Genomic DNA, 12,098 nt, shown 5'->3' on the forward strand with positions numbered 1-12,098 from the left:
GGTCGTCCGACCCCGCGGACGACGCGGGGCCCGCCCGGCAGCAGGGCGGGCCCCACGACAGCGCGGGTCAGCCGGAACCGAGCAGCGCCTCGCCGTCCTGGGCGCGCAGCACCGCGCACGCGTCGCGCAGGCCGTCGGCGAGCTGGTCGACCTCGGCGTCGCCGATGAACACCGACGGCTCGAACCGCAGCGTGTTGGGCGAGCTGGCGGTCGGGAACGTCCGCACCCGGTGCCGGCGCAGCAGCAGGCCCGCGATGGCGTACCCGAGGGTGCCGCCCGCGTCGTGCTCGCGGATCGCCGCGTCGGCGGACCCGGACTGGTCGGCGAACTCCAGGCCCAGCATCAGACCGCGGCCGCGCACGTCGACCACCACGTCCGGGAAGTCCGCGCGCACCGACTCCAGGGCGGAGGTGATCCGCGCCCCGCGCTCGGCGGCCCGCCGGTACAGCGCGCCGTCGTCGGCCTCCAGCAGCTCCAGCACCTTGAGCGCGATGGTCGTGGAGAACGCGTCCTTGGCGAAGGTGGAGCTGTGCACCAGCTCGAACTCGCCGCGGTAGCGGGACGCGCGGACCAGCATCACGGCCGCCTTGGCGATCCCGCCGCCCAGGCTCTTGGCCAGCGCGTAGTAGTCGCCGCGCAGACCGACCGCCGAACCGGCCAGGAACGTGCCCGTGCGCCCGAGGCCGCTCTGCACCTCGTCCACCAGGACCGGGCAGTCGACCTCGGCGCAGGCGGCCTGGATCAGCTGCGCGGAACGCCGGTCCAGCACGTGGATGCCGCCCTCGCCCTGCACCGGCTCCACGGCGAAGGCGCAGAACACCGGCAGCGGTCGGGGCACGAGCACCACCCGGCCGTCGCGCACCTCCACGTCGAGCAGGTCGACCCGGTCCTCGTCGAACAGCTTCGGCAGCGACGTCAGGTCGTCGACGGCCACGAACCGGGTCGTCAGGCCGAGCGCGGCGAACGGGTTGCGGTAGGCGGTGTTGTGCGTGAGCTGCACGCTGCCCACCAGCTTGCCGTGGAAGCCGCCCTCCAGGGCGAACAGGACCGGCCGGGTCGCCGCGCGTTCCGCGTTGGTCGCCTCGACGCGCGCCGCGAAGGACTCGAAGTCCTCGTCGCACACCGCGGTGCCCGCCTCGACCGCCGCCCGGGCCGCCTCCACGTTCGCCGTGATCGCCGACCGCAGCGCGCCGACCTTGAGCACCCGGTCCAGCTCGGCGTGCTTGACGGCGGCCTCGACCGCCTCGGCGCCGCTGTTGGCGAAGATCGCCGAGTACGGCTCGTCGTCGCCGTGCTCGCGGTGCAGCACGCGGTTGAGCTCGCGCGCGAGGTCCCGGGCGTACGGGTGGCGGGAGAACTGCGCGTGCACCGGCACGCCGCCCGCGAGCAGGTCACGCGCCAGGGCCACGAGCTCCGGGTGGTTGTGGCCGAGCAGCAGCGAGCCGTAGCCCCCGGCGAAGTCCACCACGGCCACCTCCCGCCCGTGCTCGTCGAGCCGGTACAGGTGGTCGCCGGCGGCCCGCGTGTAGTGCGCGTCGAGGTGCACCGATTCCAGCCAGCCCAGCAACAGGGGCTCGGCGAGGTCCAAGTCGTCGTCCATGGTGGATCGTGGCTCCAGTCCGGGGTCAGTGGTACTGGGTGATCGTGGGTCCGACGTCGAGCAGCGCGCGGGCGTAGTCCTCGGCGATCATCGGCGTGCCGAGCATCGCGTGCCGGCTGCCGACCTCGAGGTCGCGCCAGTAGACCTGCAACGGGTTGGCCATCGCGAAACCGCTGGTGCCCGCGACGTCCAAGGCCTTCTGCACGCCGTCACGGGCGCTGCGCAACGCGGAGGAGGAGTGCATCCGGGCACGGGCGCGTGCCAGGCGCGGCATCTCCTCGCCGGGCAGCACCGCGTCGAACTCGTCGGCCACGTGCAGCATGTGCAGCCGGGCCGTGTCGATCAGGTGCGTCGCCTCGGCGAAGTACAGCTGGATGGTGGGGGAGTCGGCGGCCCGCCGGTAGCTGGAGTAGATGATCCCCTTGCCCCGGTCCAGGTTCTCCCGGACCAGGTCGAGCACGCCGCAGGCGCCGCCGACGAGCGCGGACAACGAGTGCAGGTTGCCCCGCACCAGGTCCGTCGGCGACAGCAGCTCCTCCAACCGGCTCAGGTCCTCCTTCTCCACCACCTGCGCCAGCATGTCGGGCACGAACACGTCGGCGACGGCCATCTTGTGCGTGCCGGTGCCGCGCATGCCCGCCGCGTCCCACGTGCGGCTCACCGTGGCGTCGGTCAGCGGCACCAGGCAGGTGATCGCGCCGATCCGGCGCTCGCCCTCGTACAGCGGGATGCCGATGAGCAGGGCCCAGTCGGAGATCTCGCAGCCCGACGCGTAGGGCGCGGTCGCGGTGACCCGCAGGCCGCCCGGCACCCGCTCGGCGCGCGAGTCCGGCGTGCAGCCCGCCGACAGCATGATCGCGTCGGGGTTGTCGCCGAAGACCTTGTCGGTGGCCTCCTCGGTCAGGATCAGGGTGAACTCGGTGGACGCGGCGTGGTTGGCCACGATCCAGCCGGTGGACGCGCAGCCCCGACCCACCTCGGCGATGATCTCCACCTGGGTGCGCATGCTCGGGTGCAGCCCGCCGTAGGAAGGCGGCGTGGTGAGCCGGAACAGCTCCGCCTCGCTGAGCGCCTTGAGGTTCTCCGGGGTCGGGTTGCCCAGCTCCTCGGTCCGTGCGAGGTTGGACCGCAGCAGCGGCACCAGGTCGCGGGCGCGGGCGACGAGTTCCCCCGGTGGTGCCGAGTTCCGGTGCGCGGACTCCTGCTGCGTTGCTGTCATGGCTGCTCCTTCTCTGACCGGTGGTGTGCGACGGCCGGACGGCGGGCGCCGTGCGCTTGTTCGTGCCGGAACGGCGTCGGGACGGCGTCGGGACGAAGCGGCCCACCTCGAGCGGGTCTGCCTCCGCGGACGCGACGAGAGTAAGTCGGCCGCCGGTGACGAAGGTCATCCCTGGCTCTACGGGCGGTCATTCCGCGTCGGGGTCGGGGCGAAGAGACGGGGATGAGCGGGCAGTTGTCCAGGGCCGGCAACGTTCCGGACGGGCTCGTTGTCCGGGCGGGCTCCCGCCGCCGGCACAACCGGTCCACACCGAACCGATCGACGCGGAGGAGAAGTCGTGGGAAATCCAGGTCGTGACCGTGCGGTCGTCCTCGGCGCGGGCATGGCGGGACTGTTCGCCGCCCGCGTGCTCGCCGAGTCGTTCCGGGAGGTGGTCGTGCTGGACCGGGACGAGCTGCGCGACACCGACGAGCCCCGCAAGCGCGTGCCGCACGGCCGGCACGTGCACGGGTTGCTGGCCAAGGGACTGGAGGTCATCGAAGAGCTGTTCCCCGGCGTCACGGCGGACTTCACCGGTGCCGGCGCCGCCGAGGGCGACCTGACCGGTGACGTGCGGTGGGTGTTCGACGGCGCGGCGCTGCGGCAGCCCGTGTCGGGGCTGCGCATGGTCTCCGCGAGCAGGCCGCTGCTGGAACGGGTGGTGCGCGCCCGGGTCGAGGCGCTGCCCAACGTGACCGTGCGCGGCGGCAGCGACGTGCTGGAGCCGACCACGGTCGGGACCGACGGCGGTCGCCGCGTCACCGGGGTGCGCGTGCGGACCGGCGAGCACACCGAGGACGTCGCCGCCGACCTGGTGGTGGACGCCGGTGGCCGCAGCGCCCGCACCCCGACGTGGCTGTCGTCGTGGGGCTACGAGCCGGTCGAGGAGGAGACCTTCAAGATCGGCGTCGGGTACACGACCCGGCACTACGACATCCCCGCCGCCGCGATGGGCGGCGACGTGTCGATCCACGTGGTCGCCACGCCCGCGAGCCCGCGTGGCGCGGTGTGCGCCCGGGTCGACGGGGGCCGGGTCGTGGTCACCGCCTACGGCATGAACGGCGACCTGCCCAGCTCCGACGAGGAGGGCTTCACCGGCTTCCTGCGTTCCCTGTCGGCCCCGGACGTGGCGGACGCCGTCGCGCAGGGCACCCCGGTCGACGAGTTCGCCACCTACCGCTTCCCGGCGGGCCTGCGCCGCCGCTACGAGCGCCTGACCGCGTTCCCCGAGGGCATGGTGGTCATCGGCGACGCGGTGTGCAGCTTCAACCCGACCTACGCGCAGGGCATGACCGTCGCGGTGCTGGAGTCGCTGGTGCTGCGCGAGCACCTCGCCCGGCCCACCCTGGACGCCGTCGCCTACTTCGCCGACGTGGCGGCGAAGGCCGTCGACGGCTGTTGGGCGATGGCCACCGGCAACGACCTGGCCCGCTCCGGGCAGGTCGACCCCGACGACCCCGCCGCGCGGGCCGCCGCCGCGGTCCTGGCCGCCGCGACCCGCTACGACGAAGTGGCGATCGCCTACATCCGCGTGGTGAGCCTGGTCGACCCGGCGCAGTCGCTGGCCGGACCGGACATCGCGGCCCTCGTCGAGCGGCGGGACACCGGGCGCGTCGAGCGGATCCCCGTGCGGGACCTGGTGTTCGACGTCCGGCTCGCGGGCCCGGAGGACGGCGACCCGGTCGTGCTCCTGCACGGCTTCCCGCACAACTTCCGCTCCTGGCAGGACGTCGAGCCGCTGCTGCACGCCCAGGGCCTGCGGACCATCGCGCCCAACCAGCGCGGCTACTCGGCGGGCGCCCGCCCCCAGCGGGTCGAGGACTACCGGCTGCCGCTGCTCGCGGGCGACGTGCTCGACCTGCTCGACGCGCTCGGCGTGTCGTCGGCGCACGTCGTCGGCCACGACTGGGGCGCCATCGTCGCCTGGTACCTGGCCGCCCACCACCCCGAGCGGGTGCGCACGCTGACCGCCACCGCGTTCCCGCACCTGGACGCCTACCAGGACGCCTACAAGGTGGACGCCGAGCAGCAGCTCGCCTCGTCCTACATCGACAGCTTCACCGCGCCCGGCTCGACCGAGGCGTGGCTCGCCGACGACGCCGCCCGGCTGCGCGGCCTGCTCGCGTTGCACGACAACGCGCTCACCCCCGAGCAGCAGGCCCGCTACCTCCGCTTCCACACCCAGCCCGGCACGTTCCACGCCGCGCTCGACTGGTACCGCACGGGCGTGCTGCTCGACGGCTCCAGCCGGCTGGGCAAGATCACCGTGCCGACGACGTTCATCTGGAGCGAGGCCGACGCCTCGGTCAGCACGATGGCCGCCGAGCGCACCGCCGACTACGTCGGCGCCCCCTACCGGGTGGTGACCCTCCCGGCCCCCGCTTCGCACTGGCAGCCGCAGGAGTTCCCCGCGCTGGTCGCCGAGGAGGTCGTGGCGCTGGCGCGCGGCGACCGGCCGAACCCGTCCGCGACCGACGCCTGAGCATCGGAGCGCAGCATGCCCACGGATCCCAAGACGTTCACCTCCGCCATGGCGTCGGTCGCCGGGCCGGTGGCCGTGGTGACGACCATCGACGAATCGGGCCGACCGCGGGGCTTCACCGCCAGTTCCTTCTGCTCGCTGTCGCTGGACCCGCCGCTGGTGCTGGTGTGCCTGTCCCGCACCTCGTCGTCCCACCCGGCGTTCGCCGCGGCCAAGTCGTTCACCGTCAACGTCCTCGCGCACGACCACGCGGAGCTGGCCCGGCACTTCGCCCGGCCGAGCGAGGACAAGTTCGAGGGCGCGGTGATGACCGAGTGCGAGCGCGGGCTGCCCGGCCTGGTGGACGCGGCGGCGCGGCTGGCGTGCTCGGCGCACGCCGTGCTCGACGGCGGCGACCACAGCATCCTGGTGGGGCTGGTCGAGGAGGCGGTCACCCTCGACCGGACCCCGCTCATCTACCACAACCGCGCGTTCACCCGCCCGCACCGCGCTTGACCCGCTGTGAACTGCTCCGATTACCGGCCGGTGACCGCCCGGCGCGAGCGGTGCGCGCGACGTCGATACGGTCGGGGCCGTGGAGAGAGCAGCAACGACCGCAGACGCCCCGATCCTCGTGGTCGGCGGCACGGGCAAGACCGGCAAGCGAGTGGTGTCGCACCTGCGGGCGCGCGGCGCGACCGTCCGCGTGGCGGCCCGCCGCAACGCCGACGTGGCGTTCTCGTGGACCGACCGCGACACCTGGGCGCCGGCCCTGGCCGGGGTCCGCGCCGTGCACGTCGTGCCGATGGACGACGTGTCGCCGACGGGGGAGTTCGTCGCCGCCGCGATCGACGCCGGCGTGCGCCGCTTCACCCTGCTCTCGGCGCGGGGCGTGGACGTGCCCGGTTACTACGGGGTGGACAACCCGGGCACCGCGACCCACCTCGACGGCGAGAAGGCGCTGCGGGAGTCCGATGTGGACTGGACGGTGCTGCGGCCGGGGTGGTTCATGCAGAACTTCGACGAGGGCTTCTTCCGCGACGACGTGCTGCGCGGTGAGCTGCGGCTGGCCGCGGCCGACGGCTCGGCGGCGTTCGTCGACGCCGAGGACATCGGCGAGGTGGCGGCCGCGGCGCTGACCGAGGACGGTCACTCGGGTCGGGTCTACGACCTGACCGGGCCGCGTGCCCTGACCTTCCACGAGGCGCTGGCCGAGATCGCCGAGGCGTCCGGCCCGCGGGCGGAGTACGTGCCGCTGTCCGAGGAGGAGTTCGTCGCCGAACTGGTCGAGGCGGGCTGGTCGCCGTCGGACGCGGCGGGGTGGTCCGACGCCCTCGCCCCGATCCGCCGCGGCGACGAGGGAGTCCTCGCCGACGGCGTGCGGCAGGCGTTGGGGCGCGAACCGCGCGACTTCACCGCGTTCGCCGCCGCCGCGCGGGACGCTTGGCGCGCCTAGGAGTCGCCCGCACACCAGCAGTCCGCCTTCCCGAACGGGGGCGCCCGGTCCGCCGGGCGCCCCCGTTCGCATGGTCGGGGAAGCTCGCCCGGTCCGATTGCGGATAGTCAGTCCGTTTCGCCCGATCGGGGCCTGTCTCCGGTGACAGTCGGGGAGGGTGGACCAACGTGCCGCGAAAGGAGTTGACACGCAGTCACATATATACCTTCGGGTTCGCTCGTTCGGATTACCGGCCAGTGAGAGGCGTCTGGTTAGTTTTGGCCGCCCAATCGCTTCGACCGGAGGTCAACGAGCATGTCCGCACTGTCCCGCCGGAACTTCCTCCGGCACACGGCGGTCACCGGGGGTGTCGCGGTCGCCCTGCCGTCACTCGGCGCGGCGGCGGTGGCCGACCCGGCGCCCGCCGCCCCGGGCGCCGACGTCCCCATGACCGTCTTGCGCGACGACCCCCGCTACGCGGGCCTGCTCACCGGTTCGAACCAGCGCTGGGTCGCCTCGCCCGAGTGCGTCCGCCTGGTGCGCTCCGCCGACGAGGTGGTCTGGGCGGTGCGCGAGGCGCTGCGCAGCGACCGCCGGATAGCCGTGCGCAGCGGCGGCCACTGCAACGAGGACTTCTCCAGCAACGACGCGCCGGTGCTGATCGACCTGGCGCTGATGGACGACGTCTCCTACGACCCGGGCCGCAAGGCGTTCGGCATCCAGCCCGGCGCCAACCTGGGCACCATCTACCGGAAGCTGCACCGGGGCTGGAACGTCACGATGCCGGGCGGCACGTGCCCGACGGTGTGCGCCGGCGGCCACATCGCGGGCGGCGGGTACGGCGCCCTGTCCCGCCTGCACGGCCTGACCGTCGACCACCTCCACGCGGTGGAGGTCGTGGTGGTCGACCGGAACCGCCGCGTCCGCAAGGTGGTGGCCACCAGCGACCCCGGCGACCCGAACCGCGAGCTGTGGTGGGCGCACACGGGAGGCGGCGGCGGCACGTTCGGCATCGTCACCCGGTACTGGCTGCGCACCCCCGGCACCGCCGACCTGCCGCCGGAGCGGCAGCTGCCCACGCCGCCCCCGAACCTGATCGTGTCCGACGTCGGCTGGTCGTGGGCCGACCTCGACGAGCGCTCCTTCACCCGCATCCTGCGCAACTACACCGGGTTCTTCGAGCGCAACTCCGGGCCGGACTCGCCGTACACGGCGTTGTTCAGCCAGCTCAAGCCCGCGCACAAGGCGGCGGGCGGGTTCACCATGAGCACGCAGGTCGACGCGTCCGCGCCGAACGCCCAAGGGTTGCTCGACACGTTCCTCGCGGCTGTGGGCGAGGGGACCGGCGTGCGGTACAAGGTGAACGACCGCACCACCGTGCCGTGGACGTACGCGGTCAAGGAGTGGTTCGGCTTCGTGCCCGCCGCCATGCCCCGGTGGAAGGCGAAGTCGGCGTACCTGCGCAAGGCGTTCCCGCAGGAGCAGGCGCGGGCGTTCTACCGGCACCTCACCCGGGACGACTACGACAACCCGGCGGCCACCGTGGTGATCGCCGCGTACGGCGGCCGGATCAACGCCGTCGGCGACGGCGAGACCGCCACCGCGCAGCGCGACTCGGTCGTCAAGATGCTCTACGTCTCGCTGTGGACCGACGCGGCGCAGGACGAGAAGCACGTGCGGTGGGTCCGCGAGTTCTACGCCGACGTCTACGCCGCGACCGGGGGAGTGCCCGCGGTCGGCGGCGTCACCGACGGCTGCTTCATCAACTACTCCGACGCCGACATCGCCGACCCGGCGATCAACACCTCGGGCACCCCGTGGCACGAGCTGTACTTCAAGGACGGCTACCCCCGGCTCCAGCGGGCGAAGGCGACCTACGACCCGCTCGGCCTGTTCTCCCACGCGCTGGCGGTGCGCGCCCGCTGACGACCGGTCACCCGGTGTGCCGGCCGTGCGCGCCCGCCGCCGACGTGGTGCCGGCGTGATGAGTCGCGGATGACCGCCGGGTGATCCGGGTGGTGTTGCATGGGGGTGTGGGTTCGACCGGTGGTGGCGTGCGCGGCGTGATCAGCGCGCCGGGTCGGGGTCGAAGTGCTCCACGAGCACGCCGAGCCGGGTCGCGGCGGCCTCGGCGTGGCGCTTGCGGCCCAGGTCCGTGGCGCTCACGTCGACGATGCGCCGGTCGCTCTCGCACAGCTTGCGCTCGACCAACCCGTCCCGCTCCAGCCGGGCGACGGTCCGGGACAGCGCGCTCTGGCTGAGGTACATGTCCTGGGCGAGGTCCTTCATCGGCCGGTACTCGGTGCCCGGCTCGATCAGCCGGTCGAGGGTCTCGAACTCGTTCAGGTTGAGGCCGTGGGCGGTCTGGAGCACCTGGTCCAACTGGCTGGCGACGTCGTTGTACGTGGTCAGCAGCCTCCGCCAGGTGGCGAGCACGTCGGTCGCAGCCTCCATGACCAGAGGTTAACATGCGCTAGCAATTCGTGTCATGACATATAATGCCTTGACATCATATGTCATGACACATTACTTTGGGTCATCAAGCGAACGCACTCCGGAAAGGAACCCGTCCGATGTCCACGAACGCGGCACCCGCCGACCAGCCACGTGCCGGGCTGCGGCAGTGGTTCGGGCTGGTGATGCTCCTGCTGCCGACGGCGCTGATGACGGCCGACCTCGGCGTGCTGTGGCTGGCCACCCCCTACCTCACGGCAGACCTCCAGCCGACGAGCTCCCAGTTGCTGTGGGTCACCGACAGCTACGGCTTCATGACGGCCGGCTTCCTGGTCATCATGGGCACGCTCGGCGACCGCATCGGCCGTCGCAAGCTGCTCATGATCGGCTCGGTGCTGTTCATCGGCGCCTCGCTGATCACCGCCTACGCGCCGACCGCCGAGATCCTCATCCTCGGGCGCGGTCTGCTCGGCGTGGCGGGCGCGTCCGTGCTGCCCTCCACCCTGTCGCTGATCAGCCACATGTTCGTCGACCCCCGGCAGCGGGGCACCGCGATCGCCGCGTGGGTCACCGCGCTGTCGGTCGGCCTCGGCATCGGCCCGGTGCTCGGCGGCCTGCTGCTCAACACCTTCTGGTGGGGCTCGGTCTTCCTGATCGCCGTGCCGATCATGGTGCTGGCGCTGGTGACCGCGCCGATCCTGCTGCCCGAGTACCGCGACCCCAACGCCGGGCGCCTGGACCTGCTCAGCGTGCTGCTGTTCCTGCTCGGCATCCTGCCGGTGGTCTACGCGATCAAGCACGCGGCGGAGAGCGGCTTCGACCTCGCGTTCGGCGTCGCCGTCGTGGCGAGCGTCCTGTTCGGCACGCTGTTCGTGCGCCGCCAGCGCTCCCTGCCCGACCCGATGATCGACATCAAGCTGTTCTCGAACCGCACGTTCACCATGGCGCTGGTCACGCTGCTGCTCGGCATGATGGCGCTCAACGGCGTCGAGTACGTCGTCCCGCAGCTGCTCCAGCTGGTCAGCGGGATGTCGCCGATGGAGGCGGCGCTGTGGCTGCTGCCCAGCGCGGCGGGCCTGATGATCGGCTCGCAGCTCACCCCCCTGTTCGCCCGCTTGGCGCGCCCGGCCTACGTCATCGGCGGCGGCCAGGTCGTCGCCCTGGTCGGCTACGCGATGATCTGGGCGACCGGCGAGGGCCACGGCGGCGGCGTGCTGGCCTCCCTCGGCCTCACCGTCGTCATGTTCGGCGTCGCGCCGATCTCCGTGCTGTGCACCGGGATCGCGGTCGGCTCGGTGCCCGCCGAGAAGGCGGGCGTCGCCGCGGGCACCGGCCAGACCAGCTACGACCTCGGCTTGGCGCTCGGCATCGCGATCGTCGGCAGCGTCTCGGTCGCGGTCTACCGCTCCGACGTCGCGGGCACCCTGCCCGCCGGCCTCACCGAGGACGCCGCCACGCAGGTCCGGGACACGCTGGGCAGCGCGGTGGCCGTGGCCGACACGCTGCCCCAGCCGCTGGGCGGCGAGGTCGCGACCGCGGCCCGGGACGCGTTCCTGAACGGCTTCCACGCCTCGGCGATCTTCAGCGGCGCCGTCGCCCTGGTGCTGATCGTGCTGGTGGTGACGCTGCTCAAGGACGTCCCGGCCACCCCCCGCGCCGCCGAGCCGGAGGAACCCGCCCAGGACCACGCTGCCGACTCCTCCGGTGCGGCAGCCGACGATCGGGAGCGGATCGAGCGCGTCTAGTCCCCCAGCTGGACGTAGCCCCCGCGACCGTACCGGGAGCCGTGGACCCGGTGAGACCCCAGCTCGCCGCGGTCCACGGCTCCCTCGGACCCAGACACACGAGGAAAACCAGCATGATCACCGCTCACGAGGTCCGGCTCGTCGCCCGCCCCGACGGCGCGCCCCGTCCGACGGACTTCCGCCTGGCCGAGGTGGAGGTGCCCGAGCCGGGCCCCGGCCAGGTCCTGGTCCGCAACACCTGGCTGTCCATCGACCCGTACATCCGGCTGATGCTCAACGACAGCGACTCCGAGGTCTTCCCGCCGTTCGCGCTGGACGGTCCCGTCGAGGGAGCCGCGATCGGCGAGGTCGTGGCGACCGGCCTGGCCGGGGTCCCGGTGGGCGCGACGGTCGCGCACTTCCAGGGGTGGCGCGAGTACGGGCTGCTGGGCGAGGACGAGATCCGGGTGGTCGACGTGGACGACGTGCCGCCGCAGACCCACCTGGGGCTGTTCGGCCTCGCGGGCCTGACGGCGTACGCGGTGCTGACCGACGTGACGCCGGTGGAGCCGGGCGACACGGTGTTCATCTCGGCCGCCGCCGGCGCGGTGGGCAGCGTGGCCGGTCAGCTCGCCCGGAAGCTCGGCGCCACCAGGGTCATCGGTTCGGCGGGCGGTCCGACGAAGGTCAGGACGCTGGTGGAGCACCTGGGCTACGACGTGGGCATCGACTACCGCGAGGAAGACCTCGCCACCGCCCTCTCGGCCGCCGCGCCGGACGGCATCGACCTGTACGTGGACCACGTGGGCGGAGCGCACCTGGACGCCGCGTTGGCGGCCTTGAAGCCGAGGGGCCGCGCCGCGCTGGTCGGCGCGATTTCCGGCTACAACGAGAAGACCGCCACCCTGTCCACCGACAACCTGTTCCCGGCCGTGGAGAAGGAGCTCACGTTGCGCGGCATGCAGGTCACCTCGCACCTGGACAAGCTCCCGGCGTTCACCGAACTCGCCAAGCCGTGGCTGCGGGACGGCACCGTCCGGATGCCGGAAACGACGACCGAGGGCATCCACACCGTCGTCGAGGCCTTCATCGGCGTCCTGAACGGCGCGAACACCGGCAAGACCCTGGTCCGCCTCTGATCGTGCGGTCAGTCGTGGTGACGCCCG

General features: G+C 72.7%; 9 protein-coding genes. 6 read left to right on the forward strand and 3 right to left on the reverse strand.

Annotation, left to right across the window (positions count from 1 at the left end; genetic code table 11):
- Window positions 1–67 precede the first annotated feature (67 nt).
- Entirely contained in the window at window positions 68–1,600 is a 1,533-nt protein-coding gene (locus tag ACQPYE_RS16135) for an aspartate aminotransferase family protein (protein ID WP_498722095.1), read from the reverse strand.
- Between the two features lie 25 nt (window positions 1,601–1,625).
- Window positions 1,626–2,819: an acyl-CoA dehydrogenase family protein gene (locus tag ACQPYE_RS16140; protein WP_498722096.1), complete on the reverse strand. Its 1,194-nt coding sequence runs from the start codon at window positions 2,817–2,819 to the stop codon at window positions 1,626–1,628.
- A 337-nt stretch (window positions 2,820–3,156) separates the two neighbouring features.
- Between ACQPYE_RS16140 and ACQPYE_RS16145 the strand changes: the two genes are divergently transcribed.
- From ACQPYE_RS16145 to ACQPYE_RS16160, 4 genes are all read left to right on the forward strand, one after another.
- Window positions 3,157–5,340 (forward strand): alpha/beta fold hydrolase, encoded by a 2,184-nt coding sequence (locus ACQPYE_RS16145; protein WP_498722097.1) that lies wholly within the window; start codon window positions 3,157–3,159, stop codon window positions 5,338–5,340.
- Window positions 5,341–5,355: 15 nt separating this feature from the next.
- Window positions 5,356–5,835, forward strand: coding sequence for a flavin reductase family protein (locus tag ACQPYE_RS16150; protein ID WP_498722098.1), 480 nt, complete (start codon window positions 5,356–5,358; stop codon window positions 5,833–5,835).
- A gap of 79 nt (window positions 5,836–5,914) precedes the next feature.
- Window positions 5,915–6,775 carry an NAD(P)H-binding protein gene (locus ACQPYE_RS16155; protein WP_498722099.1) on the forward strand — a complete coding sequence of 287 codons (861 nt, stop codon included), beginning with the start codon at window positions 5,915–5,917 and terminating at the stop codon, window positions 6,773–6,775.
- A 294-nt stretch (window positions 6,776–7,069) separates the two neighbouring features.
- Window positions 7,070–8,680 carry an FAD-binding oxidoreductase gene (locus tag ACQPYE_RS16160; protein WP_498722101.1) on the forward strand — a complete coding sequence of 537 codons (1,611 nt, stop codon included), beginning with the start codon at window positions 7,070–7,072 and terminating at the stop codon, window positions 8,678–8,680.
- A gap of 141 nt (window positions 8,681–8,821) precedes the next feature.
- Here ACQPYE_RS16160 and ACQPYE_RS16165 read toward each other — a convergent pair whose 3' ends face one another.
- Window positions 8,822–9,208 (reverse strand): MarR family winged helix-turn-helix transcriptional regulator, encoded by a 387-nt coding sequence (locus ACQPYE_RS16165; protein WP_498722102.1) that lies wholly within the window; start codon window positions 9,206–9,208, stop codon window positions 8,822–8,824.
- A gap of 119 nt (window positions 9,209–9,327) precedes the next feature.
- Between ACQPYE_RS16165 and ACQPYE_RS16170 the strand changes: the two genes are divergently transcribed.
- Window positions 9,328–10,953 (forward strand): MFS transporter, encoded by a 1,626-nt coding sequence (locus ACQPYE_RS16170; protein ID WP_498722103.1) that lies wholly within the window; start codon window positions 9,328–9,330, stop codon window positions 10,951–10,953.
- Between the two features lie 113 nt (window positions 10,954–11,066).
- Window positions 11,067–12,071 (forward strand): zinc-binding dehydrogenase, encoded by a 1,005-nt coding sequence (locus ACQPYE_RS16175; protein WP_498722104.1) that lies wholly within the window; start codon window positions 11,067–11,069, stop codon window positions 12,069–12,071.
- Window positions 12,072–12,098 lie beyond the last annotated feature (27 nt).

Source organism: Actinosynnema sp. CA-299493 (assembly GCF_050946825.1).
Classification (GTDB): Bacteria; Actinomycetota; Actinomycetes; order Mycobacteriales; family Pseudonocardiaceae; genus Actinosynnema.

Coding starts and splice junctions, on each gene's coding strand:
- ACQPYE_RS16175 (WP_498722104.1), top strand. CDS start 11,067: ATGATCACCGCTCACGAGGTCCGGCTCGTCGCCCGCCCCGACGGCGCG.
- ACQPYE_RS16150 (WP_498722098.1), top strand. CDS start 5,356: ATGCCCACGGATCCCAAGACGTTCACCTCCGCCATGGCGTCGGTCGCC.
- ACQPYE_RS16170 (WP_498722103.1), top strand. CDS start 9,328: ATGTCCACGAACGCGGCACCCGCCGACCAGCCACGTGCCGGGCTGCGG.
- ACQPYE_RS16135 (WP_498722095.1), bottom strand. CDS start 1,600: ATGGACGACGACTTGGACCTCGCCGAGCCCCTGTTGCTGGGCTGGCTG.
- ACQPYE_RS16140 (WP_498722096.1), bottom strand. CDS start 2,819: ATGACAGCAACGCAGCAGGAGTCCGCGCACCGGAACTCGGCACCACCG.
- ACQPYE_RS16165 (WP_498722102.1), bottom strand. CDS start 9,208: ATGGAGGCTGCGACCGACGTGCTCGCCACCTGGCGGAGGCTGCTGACC.
- ACQPYE_RS16160 (WP_498722101.1), top strand. CDS start 7,070: ATGTCCGCACTGTCCCGCCGGAACTTCCTCCGGCACACGGCGGTCACC.